Here is a 23,635-nt window from a genome sequence, read left to right as displayed (position 1 = left end):
CGAAGGTAGGCCTACCAGTGGCAGTGTGATGAAATCGGTAGACATGAGTGATTCAAAATCACTTGCCTTCGGGCGTGGCGGTTCGAGTCCGCCCACTGCTACCACTTAAAACCCAGCATCGGCTGGGTTTTTTTGTTTTTGCCAAGCTGACAAACAGCTCCTTTCCTGCAGAGTATCCTATGGTTAAGCCCGGCCAGCTCGTATCCGTATCAGTTCATAGCCTCACCGATAAAGGCGATGGTATCGCCAGCCTGGAGGGGCGCCCGCTCTATGTGGAGCATGCCTTGCCCGGTGAGCGGGTGCAGGTACGGCTGACCACAGTGCAGCCCAGCTACTGCCAGGGCACCCTGGTACGAGTAGAGCAGGCCACGGCGGGGCGGCGCGAGGACTTCTGCGCCTATACCGCCTGTGGCGGCTGTCAGTTGCGGGTGATGAGCGACGAGGCGCAGCGGGTGCTGAAACGGCAGTTGCTGGTAGACGCTCTGAGCGGGCAGGGGCTGAGCTGCGAGGTGGCAGAAACCCTGGCCATGGCCGACCCTTATCATTACCGTAACAAGGCTCAGTATGCGGTACAGCCCGGCCCTCGCATCGGCTTTTATGCCAAGCACAGTCATCGGCTGGTGGAGGCGGATCACTGCCGGGTGCAGGAACCGGTGACCGGTGAGGTGGTGGCCAGGATCAGGGACTGGATGCAAGACCGGGCCGTATCCGCCTATGACGAGACGCTGCATGCCGGTTTGATCCGCCACCTGATGATGCGCAATGGCGTGCACAGTGGCGAGTTGATGGTGGTGCTGGTGGTCGCGGAGTCCCCTTCGGAGGACGTGCTGGCACAGCTGGTGAACAAGCTTGCCCCGGTACCGGGGCTGGCCAGCCTGATCCTGAATATCAACCCTTCCCGGGGGAACCGCATCCTGGGTCCGGAAAGCCGGATGCTGCTGGGCAAGCCGGTGATCGAGGACAGCCTGGATGGGCTCCGATTTGCCATTTCTCCGTTGTCTTTTTACCAGATAAACCCACGACAGACCGAGGTGCTGTACCGGGAGGTGGTGCGGCTGGCGGGTTTGCAGGGCCATGAGGTGGTATTTGATCTCTATTGCGGCATCGGCACCATAGCCCTGTTTCTGGCGCGGTTTGCCAAAACCGTTCACGGTATAGAGATAGTGCCCGAGGCGATAGCCGATGCCCGTGCCAACGCCGAGCTTAACGGCATAGATAATGCGGTGTTTCATGTGGGGGCGGCGGAGCAGAAAGTGCCCGAACTGTATCAGGCCGGCATCAAGGCTGAGGTCGTGGTGGTGGATCCGCCCCGCAAGGGCTGTGAGCAGCCTTTGCTGGAGACACTGGTGAAGATGCAGCCCCAACGGCTGGTGTATGTGTCCTGCAACCCTAAAAGCCTGGTTCGGGATCTGGCCTGGCTGTGCAAGCATGGTTTCACACTGGAGCAGGCTACACCGGTGGATATGTTCCCCCATACCATGCATGTGGAAACCGTGGCCTTGCTGACCTGGAACAGATGCGCGGTGCAATAAACCTTGCAATTATTTAAATGATAACTATTATCATTGGTATCTTTCGGGGGAGGCTGATGATGGTCGTGATTTTGATATTGGGCTGGTTGATGTCGGTGTGGTGGGTGCCGGGCACGGCCCTGCCCCTGTGGCTTAGCGCGGGCTTTGCCCTGTTTGCGATATTGCTGGTGATGCCTTCGTTGCGCCGGCATTGGTGCTGGCTGCCACTCGGGAGCATAGCCGGTCTAGTTCTGGGGTTTCTGATGGTATAAGGCTGTAATGAACAGACTGACAGCGAACGGCTTGTTCAAAGGTAAAAGCAGGGAGTAGTTCTGAATAATATGAAAGGAATTTTACAATCGTGGTGCGAAGGGGGGGACTTGAACCCCCACGTCCATAGGACACTAACACCTGAAGCTAGCGCGTCTACCAATTCCGCCACCCTCGCATACCTGATTGTCCGGCTGTTTTAGATGAGACCATCATCGTGGTTTTGAGTATCTGTCAGACTCGAGGAGTCTGGTGCGAAGGGGGGGACTTGAACCCCCACGTCCATAGGACACTAACACCTGAAGCTAGCGCGTCTACCAATTCCGCCACCCTCGCATACTCATATTGTCCGGCTGTTTAAGATGAGGCCGTCATCGTTTTCCTGGCCAACCGGTTATCCGGTTATTTGGTGCGAAGGGGGGGACTTGAACCCCCACGTCCATAGGACACTAACACCTGAAGCTAGCGCGTCTACCAATTCCGCCACCCTCGCCTGCCAAGGACTGCGAATTCTATAGGATTTTTTTCGGTCGTCAATACGGGACTCCCGAGAAAAAGCAAAAAAAACGGCATTTTGCGCTGTTTGCTCAGGAAACCCTCAATAGTAGTTAAAATGCCCGCACCCTAGCCCTTGGTCGCCTGATAGATTTTAAATTTGCCGGTGGCCGCCAGCGTCTCACAGTTGCCGAAGCTGGCCTGGATCAGATCGGGGTAGGGCAGGAAGGCATTGGCCACCAGGGTGAGTCGGCCGCCGGGTTTCAGGTAATGGACGGCTCCGTGCAGCAGCTCTTCCGTGGTGCTGTAAAAGGTTTTCAAACCCGCGTGGAAGGGAGGGTTTGTGATGATCTGGTCAAACTTTCCGTTCACCTGGTTCAAACCGTTGGAGGCATATACCCGGGCATTCAGGCCATTGTGCGCCAGGGTCAGACGGCTGGCCTCCAACGCCAGGGCATTGATATCTATCATCTCCAGCTCGAGTTCCGGCTGGCGTTTGAGCAGGCTGGCGCCGATCACCCCGGCCCCGCAGCCAAAATCGAGAATTCTCCCCCGGAGTGGACCCAGGGTTTGCAGCAGCAGGCTGGAGCCCGGATCCAGGTGTTCGGCGCTGAATACCCCCGGCAGGGTACAAATCTGCAATTTTTCTCGTGGGAAATCATAGTTTTTCAGCCAGTCGGCCTGCAGGAAGGGGGCCACTGGGTGGTTCAGAATGCCATGATACAGGCTGGCCCGGCGGGCACTGTCCAGCTTGTTTACCTGGTCACAGTAAGGCGCCAGCAGCTTGGGGGCCGACTTGACGCCGCCCTTATTGTCGCCGGCGATATAGATATGGCCGCCTTCGGCGAGCAGGGGAAGGCAGGCAGCCAGCAGATATTCTGCTTCGGCCTTGGCCTTGGGCATCAACAGCAGGATGGCGTCAAAGGTTCCGCCCGTGGGGGTAGAACCAAATTCAAGTGGTTGATAGTTCTGGCTTTGGAGCCACTGCGCATAGCGGTAATCGGTGCTGAACACCCGTGGCGTCGGCCCTGCATCGGCCATGGCCAGCGGCAGGCTGTCTTCCAGTTGCCCGCAGATCAGCAGGCCGGGCCGGCACAGGGTGTCAAAGTTGCGGGTCAGCATTTCGCCGACCGAGGTCAAGGCCTGAAACATGTCGGGCTCCGGAGTCAAAAAGCAATTGGCCATTATACATGCTGTTGCAGTCCTTGACATTTGCCAGTCATTAGCAAAAGATGCACTTCAAGATCTTTCTGGGGCAAGTCATGATTTTTATCGCCAAACGCAAACCGGTGAAACCGCTTAAACGAAAAGCGGTATTCTGTATTGCGTGACCGGCCCCCGCTCTAGTTGACACGAGATATTCTCGAACCCCGGTTACGCAGCAGCGACCGGGGTTTTTTAATCGCCATTTTTTCATCCTCTAGCCAGGAGAAGGAGTTTCCATGTTTCGCGGTTCTATAGTTGCCCTAGTCACCCCATTTGACGGTGCCCGGGTGGATGAGGCGGCGCTGCGCCGCCTGGTTGACTGGCATATCGAGCAAGGTACCCACGGCATAGTGCCGGTGGGGACCACGGGAGAGAGCCCTACCCTGAGCCATGATGAGCATTGCCGGGTGATCGAAGTCGTGGCCGAGCAAACCGCAGGACGGGTGCCGGTGATTGCCGGCGCCGGTTCGAACAACCCGGTCGAGGCCATCGAGTACAGCCGTTATGCTCAGCAGGTGGGCGCCGATGCGACCCTGCATGTGGCCGGTTATTACAACAAGCCCAGCCAGGAAGGCCTGTATGCCCACTTCAAGATGCTGCACGACGCCACCGAACTGCCGATCATCGTCTATAATATCCCGCCCCGTGCGGTTGTCGATATCAGTCCGGCAACCATGGCGCGTATTGCTGAGCTGCCGCGCATTGCCGGTGTCAAGGATGCCACCGGTGATCTGGCTCGTCCCTGGGCCGAACGGCAATTGATTGGCAAGTCCTTCTCCTGGCTGTCCGGTGAAGACGGTACCGCCGTGTCCTACAATGTGGCCGGTGGGGTGGGCTGTATTTCGGTAACCGCCAATGTGGCACCCAAGCTGTGCGCCCAGCTGCAGGAGCTGACGCTGGCCGGCAAGTGGGAGCAGGCTCGCGAGCTGCAGGACAGGTTGCTGCCCCTGCATCAGGCAATGTTTGCCGAGCCGAACCCGGCCGGTGCCAAATATGGCTTGTCCTTGCTGGGTCTGGCCAGCGACGCCTGCCGTGTACCTATCCTTGAGTTACAAGACAGCACCAAGGCCCGTATTCGCCAGGTGATGGAACAGCTCGATCTGATTTAAGCCCATGGCCGCACCTGCGGCCATGACAAATGGTAAAAGCAATGAATCTAGCGCAGTTTGATGGCCTGATTTTTGACCTGGATGGCACCCTGGTCGATACCATGCCCTTGCACCTGTCGGCCTGGGAGCGGGCCGCCGGGGAATTTGGCTTTCACTATGATGCGGACTGGATCTACGCACTGGGTGGTGTACCCAGCCGCAAGATAGCCCGCTTGATCGCCGAGCAGCAGAATATCAGCCTGGATGGTGACCTGGTTGCCCGGGTCAAGAATGGCTACTATCAGAATCAGTTGCTCAGTGCCAGGGCATTTCCCGCCATGCTCGCTTTGCTGCGGCAATGGGTGGGGACACTGCCGATGGCCATCGGCACCGGTTCTGCCCGGGTCAATGCGGAGCGGGTGCTGGAAAATACCGGCCTGAGCCGGTATTTTCCAGTGGTGGTGAGCGCCGATGAGGTGAGCTTGCACAAGCCCAATCCCGATACCTACTTGCTGGCGGCCGAGTTGCTGGGCGTAGCGCCGGAACGCTGTCTGGTGTTTGAAGATACGCCTATCGGTCGGCAGGCGGCCCGGGCCGCAGGTATGGCATGTGTGATGGTGGTGGACGGTGAGCCCAGGTTTGATGTGGAGTGAGGGCACCCAGGTGCCCTCTTCCGGACGAGCCTGCGCTAGCCCTGATCATCCTGGTCGCCATCCGAATTTCCGGAGTGCCCATGGTGATTGGAGTGATCATGGTGGTTTTCGTAGCGCGGACGCCTCGGTTTGTTGATGATCACACCGGTGCGGGGGGGGCGGCGGGTGGCCGGAGATATGGTTGATATCTTGGCCTTGTAGATTAACTGCTGCTGACCTCTGGGGTCCGACAGTAAGATACTATATTGGTCAAAGGCACTGATCATCCCTTCCAGCTTGATGCCATTTGTCAGGAATATGGCGCAATGAGTCTGATTCTTGCGCAACCAATTCAGTGCCGCGTCCTGTCCATTACCCAAAGAAAAGGCTTGTTGCAGCGATTGGGGATTTGAAGATTGGGCAGTCATGTAGGCAGTCCTGTTGTTATTTTTCAACCTTGATTGTGCTTAATGAATGCCCAGCTTGTCAAAGTAAAGCTCAAATAAATCCGGCAACCCCTGAGCCTTTAAGGAGACGGCGTGACGACATCCGAGCAGCAGACCGGCACTATTGTCCTGGCCTGTTTAATAGTCAGTATAGGACAGCTCAGCGTTGGCCTGCTGTTTCCGGTATTGCCTGCCATCAGCGCGGCGCTGAATGAGCAGCCGGAGCGGGTACAGTGGTTGATTTCCCTCTATTTGTTTGCCTTTGGTCCGGTACAGTTGCTCTATGGTCCCCTCAGCGATGCCCGGGGACGACGACCGGTGCTGCTGGCCGGTCTGGCGATTGCCCTGCTGGGGGTCGGATTGTGCCTGATCCCTGGCGTTTCTTTCGGATGGTTGCTTTTGGGGCGCTTTCTGCAGGGGCTCGGAGCGGGCTGTGGCGCCGTGGTGTCGCGAGCCATGCTGAGGGACAGGTTTGAGGGGGCCGGGCTGCGTAATGCATTGTCTTTTATCGCCATGGCCGCGGCTTTTACCCCCATTATTGCCCCGGCCGTGGGCGGGGTGATAGGGCACCATTTGGGATGGCACAGTGTCTTCATGGCCATGATGTTGTACCTGCTGTTGACCTGGCTACTGTTGCTGAGAGGCTTCAGAGAAACCCGTCGGGGCGATGGCCAGTCGCTCCGGGTACGCCATATCCTCGCCAACTATCGGCGTCTGCTGGGAGACCGGCATTTTATCGGCCATGGGGGCATGTTGTGGGGACAGTTCTCGCTGATGATGTTGTCAATCTCTGTGCTGCCTTATGTGATGCAGACCCAGATAGGCATGACCGCCGCTGAATATGGCAGCTGGGCCCTGTTGCCTGCTTCGGGGCTATTGTTGGGAGGGCTGATCAACAACCGGATCCAGCATAGGGTGGATGCGGTCGATATACTGCGTTTCAGCCCCTTTATCCAGATGAGCGCCGGATTATGGGTGCTCTTGATGCCCCTGGCGCCTCACTGGATGATCGCCGGTATCTTTATTCAGGCGCTGGGCAACGGTATGGCCTTCCCCAATGCCATGAGCCGCCTGCTGGAGCCTTACCGTGAGCTGGCGGGGGCCGCTGCCGCCCTGTCCGGTGCCCTGCAGATGCTGTTTGCCAGCCTGATATCGGCAGGACTGGTGTTTGGCGGGGTACACACCGCCTTTAGTCTGGGGTTGTGTATTATGCTGGGTGCGCTGGGGCTGAAGCTGCTGTCCCGGGTCGCGGTCGGCCGGGACACCCTCTAGGGTGTGTTCCGATATTGCTCATGATGTCGTCGCCGCCCCAACAGGGCACGATCAAGGCAGCAGGCGCAACGCATAGTGGGCCTATGGGTGCGGCTGCTAACGCAGAGCGTGCCCTGTTGGGCCATGACCCGAAGGGCTGAGGCTGTGCTGCGGCGTTGCTTACCACTGATTTGGGCCCACCAAACTGCGTGGTGCGCGTCTTGCCACGAAGCGGCACAGCCTCAGCGTCATTTATGCGCAGCAACGGAACACACCCTAAGCGTCGCTGTCGGCCAACAGCCGGTGTTCCCGGGGCAGGCGGCTCAATGCCAGCAAGGCCACCAAAGCCAGCAGCAGGATAGTGAGGGCGCAAGCTTCGCCGGGGCCGAAGGGCAACCGGATGGCGGTGTAGGAAATGGCGGCGGCACCGGTCATCTGTAGGCAGCCCAGCAGGGCGGCGGCGCGACCGGCCCTGTCTCCAAAGGGGGCCATGGCCGAGGCGGCGGCAGAACCGAGGATCAGGGAGAAACCGACCGAACACAGGCCGACCGGTATCATAAAGGCCCACAGACCGGGCGCCACTCCCATCCAGATCAGCATTGCAGCGCCACCGGCCAGGAGTGCCAAGCTGCCAATCTCTACCACGCGGTGCCGTCCCAGGCGCTTAACCAGGTGAGGGGCCGAGAAGCTGGAGGCCATGATTATCAGCGCATTGGCGCCGAACACCAGGGCAAATTGGGTTTCATTCAATCCCAGGTGTTCCATCAGGATCAAGGGGGCGAAGGTCACATAGGTGAGGATGGCTCCCATGGCGGCGATGCAGGTCAGCATATAAACCCGGAAAGCCCTGTGATGCCATACGGACAGATAGCCCTTGATAGACAACAGGGGCTGGCGACGGGGACTGGCGGGGCGTGTTTCCTGTAGGCGGAAGGCGACCAGCATCAGGGCACAACCGGCAAACAGGGCCAGAAACATAAAATTGGCCTGCCAGCCGAGGTTGATACTCAGCCAGGCCCCCAGTACCGGTGCCAGGGCCGGCGCCACGCAGAGGGCGCCATTCAGATAGGAGTAGGCGCGGGCGCTGTCAGTGGTGTTGAGCCGGTCACGCACCACGGCAAAAGCCACCACAGAGGTGCCGCAGGCGCCGAGACCCTGGACCATGCGGGCAAACAGCAGCAGGGACAACTGGGTGGCAAAAGAGGCAAGTATGGAGCCGATCAGGAACAGACAAACGGCGCACAGGGCGACGGGGCGACGACCCCAGCCGTCAACCAGCGGCCCGAACAGCAATTGTCCCAGGCCAACGGCAAGCATAAAAATAGACAGGCTGAGCTGAATATCGGCGGCACTGGCGCTCAGTGACTTGGCCATTTGCGGCATGGCCGGCAAATAGATATCAATCCCCATGGGGCCAAACAGGATCAGTGGCAATAACAGCAATACCAAACTTGTCACCGGTGCTTTTGTCATGGAGTCTGACCTTTTTGCGTTCAGGGTGGAGATACAGATAAAAAATGCCAAAACAAAAAAGCCGCGCCCGGGGGCACGGCTTAGGAATTCTGCTGTAAAGGTCTTACAGAGGAACTACGTTCTCTGCTTGAGGACCTTTCTGGCCTTGAGCTACAGTGAACTGTACTGCTTGGCCTTCAGCCAGAGTTTTGAAACCCTGAGACTGGATGGCGCTGAAGTGTACAAACACGTCAGGACCTTGTTCTTGCTCGATGAAACCGAAGCCTTTGGATTCATTGAAGAACTTAACTTTACCTTTAACGATATTAGACATACCTAAATCCTGTAAACAAACTTACATAAATAACTAGCTGAGAAAAATACCGGTTTAACTTATGAAATACAGGACGAGGTACCACTAGAACTTCGTAAGCAAAAACATAAATATAGCCGTATTCTTCAAGCTGAAGTCACTCTACCCCCTTATCCCCCGGTGGTCAACAGGTATTTGGTGACTCTTGCATATTTCATCTTGCTTTTCATAATTGGCAAAACCGGTGGGGCAAGGGCTGTATTGGCGGGCATTTTGGGGGTGGCAGGCGAAGGATTAGGCTGTTTATTCCCACACTTTCACAATCTAACTGTTTGAATGAAAGGCTTTTGTCTGTCTTGTTGCCGTTGAGGGTTGGGGACAAGATTGGCACCGAACTCTGGGGGGTGAACATCGATGTCCGCGTCAAGGGGGGAGCAGCCGCAGGTGGCTGCGAAGACGTTAACCTGGTGAGAGCCGGCGACGCGTATTGGGACTCATATTCAGCGTTTGTTAATGGCAGCCCGGAACAGCATTTCCAGTCTCAGGGTGAAGGCCCAGCGCGGTTCAAAGTCCGAACCCCGGGGGAAATGCAGCTCCGGGATTACATCGAGATAGAGGATCTCTTTATGTAAGTTTCGGCGATAATTGGCGAGCAGGTAATAATCGTTAATCTGCGGGTCGGTAACACTGTTGCCCACCAGGGTTGCTGCATAACGAACGGCATGGCGCCTGCCGAGAATCTGATTCAGTTCTGCGGATTCTGAGAACTCGAAAGTATCTTCGGTTTCCCGCCATTGCAGGTTGGTGATAAAGCGTAAGTGCCGGATGTCATCGAGGGGGCGGCCCAAATCCCAGCGGCTACGAACCGAGTAACCTTCACTGTCAAACCAGGACGCCCGGTTATAGGAACTCAACTGCCATGGCTTGCTTTTCAGGCGCCACAGCCGCTCGCTGGTAATTCGGGCATATGGGTCTAAAGGCAGCTTTATTTTTACCCCGGCACCCAGATGGGTATCCCAATACCGGCTCTTGTCTTTGCGGCTCAAGCGGGCAAACCCCAGTATGGTATTACCCACATCCCGGGCATCATTGCGCAGGCTGTTGGAGCCCTGTTCGGCCAGTGTACCCTGGGATTCTTCGGGATCGCTTTCGATGATTAGCCGCAGCCTCTCCTTGGTGGTTGGCATATCGAGCCGGAAGCGGATGCCGGGCTCGGCCGTTAGATCTTCTGTTTCCTGCCACTGAAGCTCCTGGTTCAGGCGCAGGTAAGAGTTATTCTCCACTTCCAGGCTGTCATCGTCACCGAAAAAGCCATCGATATTACGGGAGCTGTTATCAACCCAGTGCGACACCCTGTCATGGATGGGGGTTATGCTCTCAATCATCCAGGGAGACAGATCCGAGTCGGATTCGGGGCTCCCCCAGGCGTTAAAAGTCAGCAATGACGTCAGTATCCCTGCGATTATTTTCATATGCTGTCCTTATGCCTATCAGTTCAACCTAGGGAGTCGCCGGTCATATTGTCAATACAGCGGCACCGCGATTATCTCTCTGGGGATTGGCGTATCTGACATCGGTGGTCTGGCGACGGTGCCGAGCCCGGCAGCCGGGCGTTGTCTGTTCAAATCATGGGTTCGGTGGCAACCACTACCTGGTTCCTGCCCTGTCGCTTGGCCTGATAAAGCGCCCTGTCGGCCCTTTTCAGCGACTCGTTGATCCCTGCGGTATTTCCAGGCCAGTAGGCAACACCGAGGGAGATAGTGATATCGCTCACTGCCGGCAGCTTATACAGCGCGACCTGTTGGCGCAAACGTTCGGCAATATTATCGGCCACATGACCCCCTGTATCTGGCAATAAAATCAGGAACTCCTCCCCGCCACTGCGGCACAGGGCATCACCCTTTCTGGCATTGTTTCGCATCAATTGCGCCAACGACTTGATTACCTGGTCACCGGTATCATGGCCGTGGCGGTCATTGATCCCTTTAAAATGATCGATATCCAGGGCGATGATGGCAAAGGGCTGCTGTATTTCCTGATAATAATCCAATACCTTTTGCATGCCTCTGCGATTGTACAAGCCGGTCATGGGGTCGGTGTGGCTGTCGGTATTGAGCTGAGTGATTTTGTCGTTAAGCAGGCCGACGCCCTTGAGGATGGCGCGTTTCAACAGGGCGGACTCAAAATACCAGGAGCGGATGGCCAAGATGCTTTCCTGGGCATGCTGTTGATCCATTTCTCGGGCATTTTTCGCCAGTTGCCAGAGCGGCCTGGAAATCAGCAGGGCGGAACACCAGATGAACAGCAGGGTCAGCAAGGCCAGCGGCAGTATCTTGATAAACACCGACCGTATCTGGTCATCGAGCTCGGCCAGCGTAGCCGAGCTCGGTCGTTGAGCCACAACCCCCCAGCCGCTGAGGGGGACGGGGGCAAAACCGGCAAGCATATCCGTGCCGTGCGAGTTGATCAGGTTGGCGGTTCCGCTCTGGTTGCGGATGACGGCTGCTATCACCGGGTTGCCGGTGACCTGCTCTCCGATCCGCTTTTGATCCAGGTGGTAGATCATCACGCCGTGTCTATCTACTACATAGATATAGGAGCCGTCTTTATAGTGATGCTGCCCCAGTAGCCGGTTGAGGATATTTTCTCCCTGTAGATAAATGCTCCCCGCCACAAAACCCAGGTAGCGGCCATCGGTGGCGAAAATAGGATGAGAAATACTGATCAGGTAATTGCCGGCGACAGATAGAAAGGGGTCTGTCACCAGCGGTTGCCTGGCGTCCAGAGACTGTATTGCGCTGGGGGAGGTGAGTTGTATTCCCTTGATTTGCAGGGTTGCCGGTGAGGTCGCCACTATCATGGCATCGGCATTGACTATAATCACGGAGTTGAAGCTGTTCGTTTGTCGGTGCAGCCGTCTCGTTTCCTCCAGCAAGGCCGGTTCATCATCCATCTTTGTGGCAAGCAGCGAGGCACTGTATTTAAGCTGAGATTGTGCCGTTTTCAAAAAAGTGTCGGTCGTTTCGGCGAGTTTGGCCGCATACACCCGGTTGGCTTCCAGGGTATTGTTTATCAGTAATTCCCGTTGCACCTGATAGGTGGCATAAACGCTGTTGAGCAGGGTGATCAAGACACTGACTATGGTCAGGATGAGGATCAGGCGTCGCAAATCCAAACGCAGCAAAAGGTGTAGAATCTTCATGGGGTTATTGGAGAATTCCTTGGCTTTGAGGATTTGCTGCGCAGGCTCTGGCTGATGACATTCTAGTTTAATGTCGTCGTTAAAATCCAGCTTGTGACGGTGCCGCCGGCTGAGAGCCATGAAAATCTCCCGGCAGGATGTCTCGGTTCTGGCCTGTTTGCGGACACGAGACAGTAATACCGGTGTGCAGATACAAAAAAGCCCCGCTTATGCGGGGCTTTCTCAGATGGTGCCCAGAGGCGGAATCGAACCACCGACACGGGGATTTTCAATCCCCTGCTCTACCGACTGAGCTATCTGGGCAAAACTTCGAATGGTGCCGGCAGAAGGAGTCGAACCCTCGACCTACTGATTACAAGTCAGTTGCTCTACCAACTGAGCTATGCCGGCAACATATAAATGGTGCCCAGAGGCGGAATCGAACCACCGACACGGGGATTTTCAATCCCCTGCTCTACCGACTGAGCTATCTGGGCAATACTGGGCTTGTTTAGAGCACCTGAAAATGGTGCCCAGAGGCGGAATCGAACCACCGACACGGGGATTTTCAATCCCCTGCTCTACCGACTGAGCTATCTGGGCAACGGGGCGTCATTAAATAAGATCGCCTATGGCAAGTCAACCGCTTTTTGGAAGGCTCGAGCGCGTTCGCTCAAGCCTTGAGCAATGTGCCGATTTACTCCGCTGAACCCGGGTTGGAGGGGGGAGTATAGCCCTCGATGTTGACTTCGGCATCCTCGAACAGGTAGGCGACCATTTCCTGCTCAAGCAGCTGACGGTGCTCGGGATTCATCATGTTCAGCTTTTTCTCATTGATCAACATGGTCTGCTTTTTCTGCCATTCGGCCCAGGCTTCCTTGGAGATATTGTCGAATATCCGTTTGCCTACTTCCCCCGGATACAGTTGAAAATCCAGGCCTTCTGCTTCTTTTTTCAATCGCTGACAAAAAATAGTACGGCTCATAGTGTCCTCTCGGTGTGCAGTTGCGGGTAGGCCAGCAATTTCTTGGTGGCGGCAGCCAGGCCTACCGATGCAGGTCGCTGCAAGTTATACCAAAGACGCTCATTTCCTGCCATGACCTCAAGGGGCTGGCGCTCCAATTCGACCAGGAAAGGCGAAATATCCAGGTGAAAATGGCTGAAGGTATGGCGAAAGCCGGGCAGAGGCTGGGGCTCGCCGGCTTCCGGGTGACGGGCCAGCCAGGCACGCAGCTCGATTTCATCCCTGAATTCGGGAAAGCAATAGAGGCCACCCCACAGGCCCTGGGGTGGCCTCTGCACCAGCAGTAACTGTTGGTGGTGTTTCAGCAACAAGAAGCAGGCCTGTTTTTCCGGTATCTTTGCTGTCTTGGGTTTGCCGTGTGGATAGGCCGTCGGTGTGCCCAGGGCATAAGCCCGGCAGTCGTCCTGCACCGGACAGCGCTCGCAGCTGGGGCGGGAGCGGGTGCAGATAGTGGCGCCCAGATCCATCATCGCCTGGTTATATTGCTCTACCCCCTGTTGCGGGGTGAGTCGCCCAACCTGTTCCCACAGCCGGTTTTCCACCTCTTTTTTGCCGGGCCAGCCTTCAAGAGCCAGCCAGCGCGCCAGCACCCGCTTGACGTTGCCGTCGAGAATGCCGTGATGCTGGCCGAGGGACAAAGACAGCACGGCGCCGGCGGTGGAGCGGCCGATACCGGGCAGGCCGAGCACTTCCTCGAAGCGCTCGGGGAACCTGCCCTGGTAATGATCCCGGATAATCCGGGCAGCCTGGTGCAGGTTGCGGGCGCGGGCGTAGTAGCCCAGGCCGGTCCAGTGGTGCAATACCTGGTCGCTGTCGGCATCGGCCAGGCTGACCACGTCGGGGAAGCTGGCCATAAAGCGCTGGTAATAGGGGATAACCGTATTGACCTGGGTTTGCTGCAGCATGATTTCCGACACCCAGACCCGGTAGGGCGTTTTATTGAGCTGCCAGGGCAGGGTCTTGCGGCCATGGCGCTGGTACCAGTCGAGTACCCGTTCGGCAAAAGAGTCTGTGTTCACGGTAATTACGAGCTGAAAATGAATGCCGGGATCAGAGCACAGCGTCGGCCTCAGTGCAAACCGCAACGGCAGCCGGGCAATATTCTTTCCGGTTCCTTGTTTGTTATTGGGATGTTTTCTGATACAAAAGAAGGGTTTTGTTGGCGCCTGCCAAGCTTGTTTACCAGAGAGACCTCTATGCAGCCCTTTTTTGCCCAGCGCTTTGCCAAGGTAGAGCCTTCCTTTATCCGTGAAATCCTGAAAGTCGCCGTCAATCCGGAGGTGATCTCCTTTGCCGGCGGCCTGCCCAACCCCGAATTCTTTCCCAACGAAGAGCTGGAAGCGGCCACGGCCAAGGTGCTGCAGAACAAGGGCAACGGCGCCCTGCAATACGCCGCTACCGAAGGTTTCGGCCCGCTGCGCGAATATATTGCCGAGCGTTACGCCAGGCAACATGGCATGCGGGTGTCGCCGGACAATATCCTGATCACCAACGGCTCCCAGCAGGCATTGGATCTCATCGGCAAGGTACTGGTGGATGAAGGCTCGGATCTGATCATCGAAGAGCCGGGCTATCTGGGCGCCATTCAGGCGCTGTCGGTCTATCAGCCCAACTTTCGCGGCGTGTCGCTGAATGACGATGGTCCCGATCTCGCCGAGCTTGATGCCCTGTTGGCCGAACCCAACCATGCCCGGCTGATGTATGGTGTGACCAACTTCCAGAATCCGTCGGGCCTGAGCTACAGCATGGAAAAGCGCAAGGCGATGGCCGAGCGGCTGATCAAGCACCATGTACTGATGGTGGAAGACAACCCCTACGGTGAACTGCGTTTCGAAGGCGAGCATCTGCCGCCGATCGCCAAGCTGGCACCGGAAAACGTGGTATTGCTGGGTTCATTCTCCAAGGTGGTGGTACCGTCGTTCCGTTTGGGCTGGATGGTGGTTCCCGACTGGTTGCGCCAGAAGATAACCATTGCCAAACAGGCCTCCGACCTGCACACCAACGGCTTCGTACAGCAGGTGCTGTACAGCTACCTGCAGGATAACAGCCTGGACGCCCATATAGATCGCATTCGCACCGTTTACGGCCGACAAAAAGTGGCCATGGAGCAGGCGTTGTTGAGTCACTGTCCCGGCATTGACTTTACCCGGCCAGAAGGCGGCATGTTCCTGTGGCTGAAGCTGCCGCAACATGTGGATGCCATGAGCCTGTTCAATGTGGCCATCAAGGAAAATGTGGCCTTTGTGCCGGGCCGTCCCTTCTATGTGCGACCGGATATTCTCAATACCGCCCGCCTGAGCTACTCGGGGGCTGATGAGAGCACCATAGAAGAGGGCATCAGCCGCCTGGGGCGGGTGATCCAGCAGGTACTGTAAAGACAGTTATAAGCCTTAAGCCTGTCTCTTAGTCACAAATTTTTGTTGATCTTAATGAGGTCATCAGGCGAAGCGCACTGCTCAGCCGACACGCCGTAAACCCTTCCCTGGGGGCTCAAACCGCGCCATCCCTGGCGCGGATGGTCGGTTGAGCAGACACCCTTTGCCCTCCCATCGGCAGCTGAGTGGTTTGTCAGTGGTGCTCACCGACGACTCCGAGTCTCAAAAGAGGCGGCTGGGATAGCCTCAGCCGACCATCACATGACAGGACGTCATGTGCTGAGCGTCGCAGGGATGCTGTTTAGCGTGTCGGTAGAGGCTACCCAGTTGCCTCTGAGCATATCTTATGGGCTGACAGAGTTGTGACTAAGAGACAGGCTTATAGCTTATGGCTTATCGCTTTCTTTTTAAGCTTGCACCTTTGGGCTAACTTTGGATAATTCGCCTTCCCAAGCCAGCCGGAGAGAGCAAATGACAGATGTAAATCAGGCCGATTACACCGAAGACGGCCACTACAAGCGCAAGATCCGCAGCTTTGTACGCCGTGAAGGTCGCCTTACCAAGGGCCAGGAAAAAGCCATGACCGAGCAATGGCCGGTGATGGGCATTGAATTCAGCGGCCAACGGCTCGATCTTGATGCGGTGTTCGGCCGTAACGCCCCCCGGGTGCTGGAAATCGGCTTCGGCATGGGCGCCTCTCTGGTGACAATGGCCAAGGCTGCGCCCGAGCAGGATTTTATCGGTATCGAGGTGCATACTCCGGGGGTGGGAGCCTGCCTGATGGGGGCCGCGGAAGCGGGCATCGGCAACCTGAGGGTAATGTGCCACGATGCGGTGGAAGTGTTCGAGCAGATGCTGCCGGAGCAGAGCCTGGATCGGGTGCAGCTGTTTTTTCCGGATCCCTGGCACAAAAAGCGTCATCACAAGCGGCGCATTGTGCAGCCGGCCTTTGTGGAAATGTTGCGCAGTAAGTTGAAGATCGGCGGGGAATTCCATATGGCCACCGACTGGGAAAACTATGCGGAGCATATGCTGGAAGTGATGAAGGCGGCCCCCGGCTATGCCAACGCCGCCACCGAAGGCGATTATATGCCGCGGCCCGATTACCGTCCGTTGACCAAATTCGAACAGCGTGGCCAGCGCCTCGGCCACGGGGTTTGGGATCTGATCTTTACCCGTGTTGCCTGAGTCAGCTTACCGGGATTGATGAAACCTGTCGGGCCAAGGCCCGACCTATGTCAGAGTCCGCTGCTCACGGTTTACTGCAGGTAAGAATTTGTGGTGACGGCGGGCCATTTGGTGGAGAGCTGACCGACAAAAGACAGCGCTTTACCAAGCCTCTGTGGGAGCGCAGTTGTTCGGTTCTTCGCCTGATGAGAATCAGCCCCGGGCCAACTCAATGCTACTCCGCCATAAATAAATCCAGCAGCCGGTTCAGGAAGCGCCGCCCCAAGGGACTCACCTGCCAGCTGTCGCCCTGATCGAGCAACAGTTCCAGCCTCAGCGCTTCCTGCAGCGGCTCGGCCAGGATTGCCGGACTCAGCCCGGTCAGTTGCTGGAATTCCGTCTTGGGCATGGGCTCGAACAGCCGCAGCCGGTTCATAAAGTACTCCAGCGGCAGATCCTCGGCCTTGATCGGCCAGTATTGATCCAGGTAGGGCCGCTCGGCGTCCAGGTATCCCTTGGGATGCTTGACCTTGACGGTGCGTACCAGCTTGCCCTGGGCGGGCAGGCTGATCTTGCCGTGGGCGCCGCAGCCGATGCCCAGATAATCGCCGAAACGCCAGTAGTTCAGGTTATGGCGGGCCTGGTGACCGGGCTTGGCGTAGGCAGACACCTCGTATTGCCGGTAGCCGTTGGCCAGCAGCAGTGCATGGCCCTGGTCGTAGATATCGGCCAGGGTTTCGTCTTCCGGCAGTGCCGGAGGACGGGAGGCGAAAGGGGTGTTGGGCTCTATGGTAAGCTGATACCAGGACAAATGAGGCGGAGCCAGATCGATGGCCTGTTGCAAATCATGGAGTCCATCGGCCAGGGTTTGTTCGGGCAGGCCGTGCATCAGATCCAGGTTAAAGGTTGGCAGGCCGACCGCCTTGGCCTCGCGGGCGGCAAAGCGGGCCTGTTCCGGATCGTGGATGCGGCCCAGTCGGCGCAACTTGTCTGCCTGGAAGCTCTGGATGCCGATGGAGATACGGTTGACGCCTGCCTGCATAAAGCCGGCGAAGCGGCCGGCTTCCACTGTGCCCGGATTGGCCTCCAGGGTGATTTCTATCTCCGGGGCAAACGGAAGCTGTTCCCGGATGCCTGCCAGCAGGCGGCCGATTGCCTCGGGGCTGAGCAGGCTGGGAGTGCCGCCGCCGATAAAGATGCTGTGCAGGTGACGCCCCTGGACCAGGTGCTGATCCTGGCGCAGATCATCGAGCAGGGCCGAGATATAGGCCTGCTCCGGGATGGTTTCCTTTAGCGCATGGGAGTTGAAGTCGCAATAGGGGCACTTCTGCACACACCAGGGGATATGCACATACAGGCTGAGGGGGGGCAGCTGCAGCATCAGGCTTCCTGTTGCAGTAACGCCTGCAACTGCTGTAACGCCTTGGCCCTGTGACTCAGCCGGTTTTTTTCGGCCGGCGTCAGCCGTGCCGAGGTGGTGCCGGTTTCGGATACCAGGAACACGGGATCATAACCGAAGCCATGGTCACCGTCGGCTCGCTCGGCAATGGCGCCGTGCCAGTGGCCGGTGCAGATCAGCGGCGTTGGGTCCTCGGCGTGGCGCAGATAGACCAGCACACACCAGAAGGTGGCCTGGCGTTGGCTGGCCGGCACGCCCTGCAACTCGGACAGCAATCGCTCGATATTCTGTTGATCCGTGGCATCCGGGCCGGCAAAGCGTGCCGAATAGACGCCGGGACGGCCGTCGAGGGCTGCCACCGTCAGCCCCGAGTCATCGGCGATAGCTGGCAGGCCGGTGATGCGGGCCGCATGGCGGGCCTTGATAATGGCGTTTTCCACAAAGGTGGTACCGGTTTCTTCGGCATCATTCACCAGGAACTCGCTCTGGGGCAGCACCTGCATGCCCAATTCATTGAGCAGGCTCTGCAGTTCGGCAACTTTCTTGGCGTTGCCGGAGGCCAGTACTATCTGTTTCATCTCTGATCCGTTCGAACACAGTAATGGACGTGATGATAACACCGGGGGCGGGGGGATGGGGAGAGCAGCATTTATACCTGAGCCCGTGCTGGCACGGGCTCAGGTACGTCTGGGAACTCAGTCTACGTAGAAGGTATGTCGGAAAGAGAAGCTGGCGCCTTGCCCCGGGCCCTGGATATCGATGCTGAACAAGACGTTGTCTTCGTTACGATAGGGATATTCGGCGATATAGTAGATGGCATCTCCCTCGCGTACTTCCTGAAACTCAAGGTTACGCACGGTACCGAGCAGATTTTTGCCTTCTCCCGACAGGTTGACCGATTGGGGGGCTCCGCTTGCATCCAATACCGCTATGTTGAGCAGGCCATTGAAGCGGCTGCGTTCTATGTTATAGCTACGGGCAACCTCGGGGGTTAAAAAGGTTGAGGCAAGGGCACTGTAATGAACCGTCCAGTTACCCACCTTGGTTTCGGTGGCCTGGCTAAGGGGGGCACTCAACAGCAACACCAGGGGGAGAACAAATTTCCACATAACGGCTCCTTGATGAAACATTTATCAGTATGAGTTTAGGCGCTATCGGCCAGGAGGTCAGCAAGCTCAGCGGGGATTTCCCTGGGCCGGATGACCTTGAGTCGTTTATGCCGGCTGGTCTCGCCACTGATGATGGTAACCTGGGATTTGGGTACCCGGCAGCGCTTTGCCAGCCATTTGAGCAGATAGGCATTGGCCTGGCCATCGACCGGTGGTGCGGTAATGGCCAGCTTCAGTTCGTCCCCGTGGCGGCCGGCAAACTGGTCCCGGCTGGCCTTGGGCTGCAGGTACAGGCTGAGCAGCAGCACATCGCCTTCCAGCCTGACGGCCTGACTCAAAGCTGCCACCAGAGCGGGCCGAACATGTCACCCATCAGCCAGTTCAGGGCCTGCAGGGCGATAAAGGCCACCAGTATGGATAAATCCAGGCCACCCATGGGGGGGATCACCCGACGGATCGGCGCCAGCAGAGGCTCGGTCAGCTGCAGCATCACATACTCGATCTGGCTGCGGCCCTGGCTGACCCAGCTCAGCAGGGCGCGGATGATCAGGATCCAGAACAGCATGACCCCGGCCTTTTTCAGCACCGTCACCAGGCTGACCAGGGCGACCGTCGGCCAATCCGCATAGAGCAGGTTCATGGCTTTGAAGATCAACAGCTTGGCAAGGGCGACCAGCACCGCCAGCAGCACGGCGGCGAAGTCGATGCCGAAGAAACCGGGCACCAGGCGACGCATCGGGGTCAATACCGGGTTGGTGGCCTTTACCACGAACTGGCTGAAGGGATTATAAAAATCGGCCCTGGCCATCTGCAGCCAGATGCGCAACAGCACCACCATCAGATAGAGGTCGAACAGGGTGTTGATCAAGTAATAAGCGGTATTCATCTGGGGTCCTTAGAGTTGCGCTTCCAGTTCCCGCGCACGGGCCACCGCCGCGGTCATGGCCTGGCTGACCACTTGATTCAGGTCCTGCTCCTGGAAACGGCGGATCGCTTCGGCGGTGGTGCCGCCCTTGGAGGTGACCTGGGCCCTCAGCTCGGCCAGCGACAACTGCGGATTAGCTTCCACCATATGGGCCGCGCCCAAGGCGGTCTGTTGTACCAGCAGGCGAGCCTGTTCGGCACTGAAGCCTTGTTTTTCGGCGTGCTCGGCCATGGCCTCCATAAACAGGAAGAAATAGGCCGGTGCGCTGCCGGCGGCGCCGATCACCTGATTGATGCCGTCTTCTTCGGCAACCCACAGTGTCTTGCCCACACATTGCATCATCTGTTCACAGTAGCGGCGGTCGGACTCGCCGATATGCGCCCGGGCGTACAGGCCCGTCATGCCCAGCCCCAGCAGCGAGGGGGTATTGGGCATGGTACGCACCAGTTTGTTATGGCCACCGGTCATCTGTTCCAGGCGATCCAGGCTGACACCGGCGGCGATGGAGATCAACAGCTTGTCACCGAAGCCGCCCAGAGACTGGCTAAGGGTGGTCAGCATGGCGGCCATCATCTGCGGCTTGACCGCCAGCACCAGGGCCTCGCATCGGCTGGCTGCCTCGGCATTATCCTGGGTGACATGGATGCCGAAATCCGCAGCGAGACTATCCAGTTTCTCCCTCGATGGGTTGGCGGCCCAGATTGCATCGGCCGGATAGCCGGCCTGGATCAGGCCGGAGATCAGGCTGCGGGTCATGTTTCCCGCGCCAATAAAGGCAAGTTTTCTTTGTTCCATTGATGATCACTTTAGTTGCGGGTACCAAATATGGCCGTTCCCACCCTCACCAGGGTGCTGCCACAGGCCACGGCCATTTCCAAATCTTCGCTCATACCCATCGACAGAGTATCTACATCTGGGTAGATTTCTGCCATTCTATCAAAGAGTTGCTTTAACTCCAGGAACTGGGACTCGAGTCTGGCTACTTCATCTGTGTGCTCGGGAATGGCCATTAAACCCCGTAGTCGGAGTCCGGGCAAGTCGCTTATCGATGCAGCCAGGCTAAGCGCCTCGGCCGGGGCCAGGCCGGATTTACTGGTTTCACCGCTGACATTGACCTGTAGACAAATATTCAGGGGGGGTAAATGTGACGGCCTTTGCTCGCTGAGTCGCTGGGCAATCTTGAGCCGGTCTACCGTTTGTACCCAGTCGAAGTGCTCCGCCACCTGGCGGCTTTTGTTGGACTGTAGCGGCCCGATCAAATGCCAGCACATATCCGGGTATTTATGCGTTAATTGCTGGATTTTTTCAATTGCTTCCTGCACATAGTTTTCACCGAACTGCCGTTGGCCGGCGGCATAGGCTTGTTCGATATCGGCGATGGGCTTGGTTTTACTGACGGCCAGTAGATGAATGTCATCAACAGGGCGACTAGACTCACTTGCAGCCTTCGCAATTCTGTCCTGAACTAGCTGTAAGTGCTGTGCGATGTTTTTCATATCATTGATAACCAAAAGAGACGGGGACCCTTTATGGATATTACGGAATTATTGGCGTTTAGTGTAAAGCATAATGCATCGGATCTGCATCTTTCATCTGGGGTTCAGCCCATGATCCGGGTAGACGGAGAGGTGCGCAAGCTGAGCCTGCCGGTACTCGATCATCGGGAAGTGCACCGGTTGGTCTACGACATCATGAATGATCGTCAGCGCAAAGAGCTGGAAGAAAGCTTAGAAGCGGACTTTTCCTTCGAGTTGCCGGGACTGGCCCGTTTTCGGGTTAACGCTTTTCATCATGCCCGGGGACCGGCAGCGGTGTTCCGGGTGATCCCCAGTGAGATCCTCAGCCTGGAACAGCTGGGCGCCCCGGATATCTTTCGACGCATCGCCGAATACCCGCGTGGCCTGGTGCTGGTGACCGGCCCTACCGGCTCGGGTAAGTCGACCACCCTGGCAGCCATGGTCGATCACATCAACGAGAACTTCAACAAGCATATACTGACCATCGAAGACCCCATCGAATTTGTGCACCATAACAATAAAAAATGCCTGATCAACCAGCGGGAAGTGCACCGGGATACCCACTCTTTCAACAATGCCCTGCGTTCGGCCCTGAGGGAGGACCCGGATATCATACTGGTGGGGGAGCTGCGGGATCTGGAGACCATACGCCTGGCGCTGACCGCGGCGGAAACAGGGCATCTGGTGTTCGGCACCCTGCACACCTCCTCGGCTGCCAAGACCATCGACCGTATTATCGATGTGTTCCCGGGGGCAGAAAAGGACATGGTGCGTTCCATGCTGTCGGAGTCCTTGCGGGCGGTGATCTCCCAGGCCCTGCTCAAGCGTATTCCGGATGGCCGCATCGCGGCCCACGAGATCATGCTGGGGACCACCGCCATCCGCAACCTGATCCGCGAGGACAAGGTGGCGCAGATGTATTCGGTGATCCAGACCGGCATGTCCCACGGCATGCAGACCATGGATCAGAGCCTGAAATACCTGGTGACCAGCGGCCTGGTGGCGCCTGTGGATGCCAAGGTCAAGGCGGTGGATCCCAACGCTTTCTGACATTGGGCTCATAGCCCAGTAAATAGGAGGCGGTCAGCCAGTGCTGGCGTCGACCGGCCTTGTACCGCATGATCGCGGTCATATTCCATTCTGGAGGTGATGATGGAACTGAACTCCTTGCTGAGCACCATGGTGGAGCAGAAAGCATCGGATCTGTATATCTCGGTGGGGGTCGCGCCCACCATCAAGGCCTGGGGGCAGTTGCAGCGGTTGGGCACCGAGCCGTTGACGGAGGCCGAGGCCCTGACCCTGGTGGAGTCGACCATGAATGTCGAATGGCGGCAGCGTTATCACCAGCAGAAAGAAGCCAACTTCGCCATCACCCGGGACGGCATAGGCCGGTTCCGGGTTAGTGCCTTCTGGCAGCAGGACAGGGCCGGCATGGTGCTCAGGCGTATCGAGAGCAGCATACCGACCTTCGAAGAGCTTTGTCTGCCCGAGGTGCTGAGAGAAGTCACTATGGCCAAACGGGGGCTGGTGCTGTTCGTCGGTGGCACGGGGGCGGGCAAGTCGAGCTCCCTGGCGGCGATGATCGGTTACCGCAACCGCTATGCCGACGGCCATATCCTGACCATCGAAGATCCGGTGGAATTTGTACATCAGCACGACCGTTCCATTATCACCCAGCGGGAAGTCGGCATAGACACTGAATCTTTCGATGCGGCTCTGAAAAGCTCCCTGCGCCAAGCGCCCGATGTGATCCTGATCGGCGAGATCCGCTCGGAAGAAACCATGGGTTATGCCCTGTCCTTTGCGGAAACCGGCCACCTGTGCATGGCCACCCTGCATGCCAACAACGCCAACCAGGCGCTGGACAGGATTATGCACCTGGTTCCCCAGGACAAGCACCGTCAGCTGCTGTTCGATCTGTCCTTCAATCTTAAGGCGATTGTGGCCCAGCAGCTGGTGCCCTGCATGGACGGCAGTCAGCGGCGCGGTGCCTTCGAAATCCTGCTCAATACGCCGCTGGTGGCGGATGTGATCCGCAAGGGAGACATGCACCGGCTCAAGGAGATCATGTCGAAATCCAGGGAGCAGGGTATGCAGACTTTCGATCAGGCATTGTTTGACCTCTATAGCCAGCGCCATATAGGCTACACCGAAGCGCTGGCCTATGCCGACTCGCCCAATGATCTGCGGCTGATGATCAAGTTGCACGGCGGCGGCGGCGGGCTGGATTCGGGTTTGCTCGACAATATCACCATAGAGTCTTAGAGGATTTGC

24 protein-coding genes and 8 tRNA genes are annotated in these 23,635 nt (G+C 57.5%); 10 read left to right on the top strand and 22 right to left on the bottom strand.

From position 1 onward, the window contains the following. The first annotated feature begins 19 nt into the window (after window positions 1-19). From DCS96_RS14885 to DCS96_RS14875, 3 genes are all read left to right on the top strand, one after another. A tRNA-Leu gene (locus DCS96_RS14885) sits at window positions 20-104 on the top strand. 75 nt (window positions 105-179) lie between these two features. After that, the gene (gene rlmD / locus DCS96_RS14880) at window positions 180-1,532 is read left to right on the top strand and encodes a 23S rRNA (uracil(1939)-C(5))-methyltransferase RlmD (RefSeq protein WP_116475189.1); all 1,353 of its coding nucleotides are present in this window, start codon (window positions 180-182) and stop codon (window positions 1,530-1,532) included. Between the two features lie 56 nt (window positions 1,533-1,588). Next, window positions 1,589-1,783 (top strand): hypothetical protein, encoded by a 195-nt coding sequence (locus DCS96_RS14875; protein WP_157953642.1) that lies wholly within the window; start codon window positions 1,589-1,591, stop codon window positions 1,781-1,783. 90 nt (window positions 1,784-1,873) lie between these two features. Here the strand turns inward: DCS96_RS14875 and DCS96_RS14870 are convergent. The 4 genes from DCS96_RS14870 to rsmC all read right to left on the bottom strand — a co-directional run bounded on the left by DCS96_RS14870 (window position 1,874) and on the right by rsmC (window position 3,428). Continuing rightward, a tRNA-Leu gene (locus tag DCS96_RS14870) sits at window positions 1,874-1,959 on the bottom strand. Window positions 1,960-2,031: 72 nt separating this feature from the next. Further along, window positions 2,032-2,117 (bottom strand) — tRNA-Leu (locus tag DCS96_RS14865). Window positions 2,118-2,188: 71 nt separating this feature from the next. Next, window positions 2,189-2,274 (bottom strand) — tRNA-Leu (locus tag DCS96_RS14860). Between the two features lie 131 nt (window positions 2,275-2,405). Continuing rightward, entirely contained in the window at window positions 2,406-3,428 is a 1,023-nt protein-coding gene (gene rsmC / locus DCS96_RS14855) for a 16S rRNA (guanine(1207)-N(2))-methyltransferase RsmC (RefSeq protein WP_116475187.1), read from the bottom strand. Window positions 3,429-3,718: 290 nt separating this feature from the next. Between rsmC and dapA the strand changes: the two genes are divergently transcribed. Beyond that, window positions 3,719-4,591, top strand: a complete 873-nt coding sequence (gene dapA / locus DCS96_RS14850) for a 4-hydroxy-tetrahydrodipicolinate synthase (protein ID WP_116475186.1) — start codon at window positions 3,719-3,721, stop codon at window positions 4,589-4,591. A gap of 41 nt (window positions 4,592-4,632) precedes the next feature. Beyond that, window positions 4,633-5,223 carry an HAD family hydrolase gene (locus tag DCS96_RS14845; protein ID WP_116475185.1) on the top strand — a complete coding sequence of 197 codons (591 nt, stop codon included), beginning with the start codon at window positions 4,633-4,635 and terminating at the stop codon, window positions 5,221-5,223. A 35-nt stretch (window positions 5,224-5,258) separates the two neighbouring features. Here DCS96_RS14845 and hfq read toward each other — a convergent pair whose 3' ends face one another. After that, the gene (hfq, locus tag DCS96_RS14840) at window positions 5,259-5,630 is read right to left on the bottom strand and encodes an RNA chaperone Hfq (RefSeq protein WP_116475184.1); all 372 of its coding nucleotides are present in this window, start codon (window positions 5,628-5,630) and stop codon (window positions 5,259-5,261) included. Between the two features lie 111 nt (window positions 5,631-5,741). On the opposite strand from hfq, the gene DCS96_RS14835 reads away from it, so the two are divergent. Continuing rightward, complete coding sequence (locus tag DCS96_RS14835; RefSeq protein WP_116475183.1) at window positions 5,742-6,920, top strand: MFS transporter; 1,179 nt, start codon at window positions 5,742-5,744, stop codon at window positions 6,918-6,920. Window positions 6,921-7,175: 255 nt separating this feature from the next. On the opposite strand, the gene DCS96_RS14830 is transcribed toward DCS96_RS14835, so the two are convergent. The 10 genes from DCS96_RS14830 to mutY form a co-directional block, all read right to left on the bottom strand. Next, window positions 7,176-8,372: a multidrug effflux MFS transporter gene (locus tag DCS96_RS14830; protein WP_116475182.1), complete on the bottom strand. Its 1,197-nt coding sequence runs from the start codon at window positions 8,370-8,372 to the stop codon at window positions 7,176-7,178. 103 nt (window positions 8,373-8,475) lie between these two features. Then, window positions 8,476-8,685, bottom strand: a complete 210-nt coding sequence (locus DCS96_RS14825) for a cold-shock protein (protein ID WP_071472183.1) — start codon at window positions 8,683-8,685, stop codon at window positions 8,476-8,478. Window positions 8,686-9,164: 479 nt separating this feature from the next. Further along, entirely contained in the window at window positions 9,165-10,136 is a 972-nt protein-coding gene (locus DCS96_RS14820; protein WP_116475181.1) for a hypothetical protein, read from the bottom strand. A gap of 149 nt (window positions 10,137-10,285) precedes the next feature. Beyond that, window positions 10,286-11,986 (bottom strand): sensor domain-containing diguanylate cyclase, encoded by a 1,701-nt coding sequence (locus tag DCS96_RS14815; RefSeq protein ID WP_232818286.1) that lies wholly within the window; start codon window positions 11,984-11,986, stop codon window positions 10,286-10,288. Between the two features lie 107 nt (window positions 11,987-12,093). Further along, a tRNA-Phe gene (locus tag DCS96_RS14810) sits at window positions 12,094-12,169 on the bottom strand. A gap of 11 nt (window positions 12,170-12,180) precedes the next feature. Next, window positions 12,181-12,256, bottom strand: a tRNA-Thr gene (locus DCS96_RS14805). A gap of 10 nt (window positions 12,257-12,266) precedes the next feature. Next, window positions 12,267-12,342: transfer RNA gene (locus tag DCS96_RS14800), tRNA-Phe, on the bottom strand. A gap of 30 nt (window positions 12,343-12,372) precedes the next feature. Continuing rightward, window positions 12,373-12,448 (bottom strand) — tRNA-Phe (locus DCS96_RS14795). A 94-nt stretch (window positions 12,449-12,542) separates the two neighbouring features. After that, entirely contained in the window at window positions 12,543-12,830 is a 288-nt protein-coding gene (locus DCS96_RS14790; RefSeq protein ID WP_116475180.1) for an oxidative damage protection protein, read from the bottom strand. Further along, window positions 12,827-13,888: an A/G-specific adenine glycosylase gene (mutY, locus tag DCS96_RS14785; RefSeq protein ID WP_116475264.1), complete on the bottom strand. Its 1,062-nt coding sequence runs from the start codon at window positions 13,886-13,888 to the stop codon at window positions 12,827-12,829. Before mutY ends, DCS96_RS14790 begins: the two co-directional genes overlap by 4 nt. Before the next feature lie 177 nt (window positions 13,889-14,065). On the opposite strand from mutY, the gene DCS96_RS14780 reads away from it, so the two are divergent. Further along, window positions 14,066-15,244 (top strand): aminotransferase-like domain-containing protein, encoded by a 1,179-nt coding sequence (locus DCS96_RS14780; RefSeq protein ID WP_116475179.1) that lies wholly within the window; start codon window positions 14,066-14,068, stop codon window positions 15,242-15,244. Window positions 15,245-15,715: 471 nt separating this feature from the next. Next, window positions 15,716-16,432, top strand: coding sequence for a tRNA (guanosine(46)-N7)-methyltransferase TrmB (trmB, locus tag DCS96_RS14775; RefSeq protein WP_116475178.1), 717 nt, complete (start codon window positions 15,716-15,718; stop codon window positions 16,430-16,432). A 214-nt stretch (window positions 16,433-16,646) separates the two neighbouring features. Here trmB and hemW read toward each other — a convergent pair whose 3' ends face one another. From hemW to DCS96_RS14740, 7 genes are all read right to left on the bottom strand, one after another. Next, window positions 16,647-17,792, bottom strand: coding sequence for a radical SAM family heme chaperone HemW (hemW, locus tag DCS96_RS14770; RefSeq protein WP_116475177.1), 1,146 nt, complete (start codon window positions 17,790-17,792; stop codon window positions 16,647-16,649). Further along, on the bottom strand, window positions 17,792-18,388 hold the full coding sequence (gene rdgB / locus DCS96_RS14765; RefSeq protein WP_116475176.1) for an RdgB/HAM1 family non-canonical purine NTP pyrophosphatase: 597 nt from the start codon (window positions 18,386-18,388) through the stop codon (window positions 17,792-17,794). Before rdgB ends, hemW begins: the two co-directional genes overlap by 1 nt. Before the next feature lie 117 nt (window positions 18,389-18,505). Beyond that, window positions 18,506-18,919, bottom strand: a complete 414-nt coding sequence (locus DCS96_RS14760) for a DUF4426 domain-containing protein (protein WP_116475175.1) — start codon at window positions 18,917-18,919, stop codon at window positions 18,506-18,508. 35 nt (window positions 18,920-18,954) lie between these two features. Then, window positions 18,955-19,266, bottom strand: a complete 312-nt coding sequence (locus DCS96_RS14755; RefSeq protein ID WP_198650093.1) for a DUF167 family protein — start codon at window positions 19,264-19,266, stop codon at window positions 18,955-18,957. Further along, window positions 19,254-19,805, bottom strand: coding sequence for a YggT family protein (locus DCS96_RS14750; protein ID WP_116475173.1), 552 nt, complete (start codon window positions 19,803-19,805; stop codon window positions 19,254-19,256). The genes DCS96_RS14755 and DCS96_RS14750 overlap by 13 nt, the downstream gene beginning before the upstream one ends. A gap of 9 nt (window positions 19,806-19,814) precedes the next feature. Beyond that, a complete protein-coding gene (proC, locus tag DCS96_RS14745) occupies window positions 19,815-20,639 on the bottom strand; it encodes a pyrroline-5-carboxylate reductase (RefSeq protein WP_116475172.1) in 825 nt (274 codons plus the stop codon). 11 nt (window positions 20,640-20,650) lie between these two features. Beyond that, window positions 20,651-21,340 (bottom strand): YggS family pyridoxal phosphate-dependent enzyme, encoded by a 690-nt coding sequence (locus DCS96_RS14740; RefSeq protein ID WP_116475171.1) that lies wholly within the window; start codon window positions 21,338-21,340, stop codon window positions 20,651-20,653. 33 nt (window positions 21,341-21,373) lie between these two features. Here DCS96_RS14740 and DCS96_RS14735 point away from each other — a divergent pair, with 33 nt between their 5' ends. Further along, window positions 21,374-22,411: a type IV pilus twitching motility protein PilT gene (locus DCS96_RS14735; RefSeq protein ID WP_116475170.1), complete on the top strand. Its 1,038-nt coding sequence runs from the start codon at window positions 21,374-21,376 to the stop codon at window positions 22,409-22,411. Window positions 22,412-22,513: 102 nt separating this feature from the next. Beyond that, window positions 22,514-23,626 carry a PilT/PilU family type 4a pilus ATPase gene (locus tag DCS96_RS14730; protein WP_116475169.1) on the top strand — a complete coding sequence of 371 codons (1,113 nt, stop codon included), beginning with the start codon at window positions 22,514-22,516 and terminating at the stop codon, window positions 23,624-23,626. The last annotated feature ends 9 nt before the right edge of the window (window positions 23,627-23,635 follow it).

Origin of the sequence: Zobellella maritima, from assembly GCF_003075035.1 — a bacterium.
Lineage (GTDB): Bacteria > Pseudomonadota > Gammaproteobacteria > Enterobacterales > Aeromonadaceae > Oceanimonas > Oceanimonas maritima.
This window is presented reverse-complemented; position numbering and strand designations above follow the sequence as displayed.

Excerpts from the sequence above, each read along its gene's own strand:
- DCS96_RS14875 (WP_157953642.1), top strand. The coding sequence starts at position 1,589 with ATGATGGTCGTGATTTTGATATTGGGCTGGTTGATGTCGGTGTGGTGG.
- DCS96_RS14780 (WP_116475179.1), top strand. The coding sequence starts at position 14,066 with ATGCAGCCCTTTTTTGCCCAGCGCTTTGCCAAGGTAGAGCCTTCCTTT.
- DCS96_RS14825 (WP_071472183.1), bottom strand. The coding sequence starts at position 8,685 with ATGTCTAATATCGTTAAAGGTAAAGTTAAGTTCTTCAATGAATCCAAA.
- DCS96_RS14730 (WP_116475169.1), top strand. The coding sequence starts at position 22,514 with ATGGAACTGAACTCCTTGCTGAGCACCATGGTGGAGCAGAAAGCATCG.
- trmB (WP_116475178.1), top strand. The coding sequence starts at position 15,716 with ATGACAGATGTAAATCAGGCCGATTACACCGAAGACGGCCACTACAAG.
- dapA (WP_116475186.1), top strand. The coding sequence starts at position 3,719 with ATGTTTCGCGGTTCTATAGTTGCCCTAGTCACCCCATTTGACGGTGCC.
- hemW (WP_116475177.1), bottom strand. The coding sequence starts at position 17,792 with ATGCTGCAGCTGCCCCCCCTCAGCCTGTATGTGCATATCCCCTGGTGT.
- DCS96_RS14750 (WP_116475173.1), bottom strand. The coding sequence starts at position 19,805 with ATGAATACCGCTTATTACTTGATCAACACCCTGTTCGACCTCTATCTG.
- DCS96_RS14790 (WP_116475180.1), bottom strand. The coding sequence starts at position 12,830 with ATGAGCCGTACTATTTTTTGTCAGCGATTGAAAAAAGAAGCAGAAGGC.
- DCS96_RS14830 (WP_116475182.1), bottom strand. The coding sequence starts at position 8,372 with ATGACAAAAGCACCGGTGACAAGTTTGGTATTGCTGTTATTGCCACTG.
- rdgB (WP_116475176.1), bottom strand. The coding sequence starts at position 18,388 with ATGAAACAGATAGTACTGGCCTCCGGCAACGCCAAGAAAGTTGCCGAA.
- DCS96_RS14820 (WP_116475181.1), bottom strand. The coding sequence starts at position 10,136 with ATGAAAATAATCGCAGGGATACTGACGTCATTGCTGACTTTTAACGCC.
- DCS96_RS14760 (WP_116475175.1), bottom strand. The coding sequence starts at position 18,919 with ATGTGGAAATTTGTTCTCCCCCTGGTGTTGCTGTTGAGTGCCCCCCTT.
- hfq (WP_116475184.1), bottom strand. The coding sequence starts at position 5,630 with ATGACTGCCCAATCTTCAAATCCCCAATCGCTGCAACAAGCCTTTTCT.
- rlmD (WP_116475189.1), top strand. The coding sequence starts at position 180 with ATGGTTAAGCCCGGCCAGCTCGTATCCGTATCAGTTCATAGCCTCACC.
- DCS96_RS14740 (WP_116475171.1), bottom strand. The coding sequence starts at position 21,340 with ATGAAAAACATCGCACAGCACTTACAGCTAGTTCAGGACAGAATTGCG.
- DCS96_RS14815 (WP_232818286.1), bottom strand. The coding sequence starts at position 11,986 with ATGGCTCTCAGCCGGCGGCACCGTCACAAGCTGGATTTTAACGACGAC.
- DCS96_RS14845 (WP_116475185.1), top strand. The coding sequence starts at position 4,633 with ATGAATCTAGCGCAGTTTGATGGCCTGATTTTTGACCTGGATGGCACC.
- DCS96_RS14735 (WP_116475170.1), top strand. The coding sequence starts at position 21,374 with ATGGATATTACGGAATTATTGGCGTTTAGTGTAAAGCATAATGCATCG.
- rsmC (WP_116475187.1), bottom strand. The coding sequence starts at position 3,428 with ATGTTTCAGGCCTTGACCTCGGTCGGCGAAATGCTGACCCGCAACTTT.
- proC (WP_116475172.1), bottom strand. The coding sequence starts at position 20,639 with ATGGAACAAAGAAAACTTGCCTTTATTGGCGCGGGAAACATGACCCGC.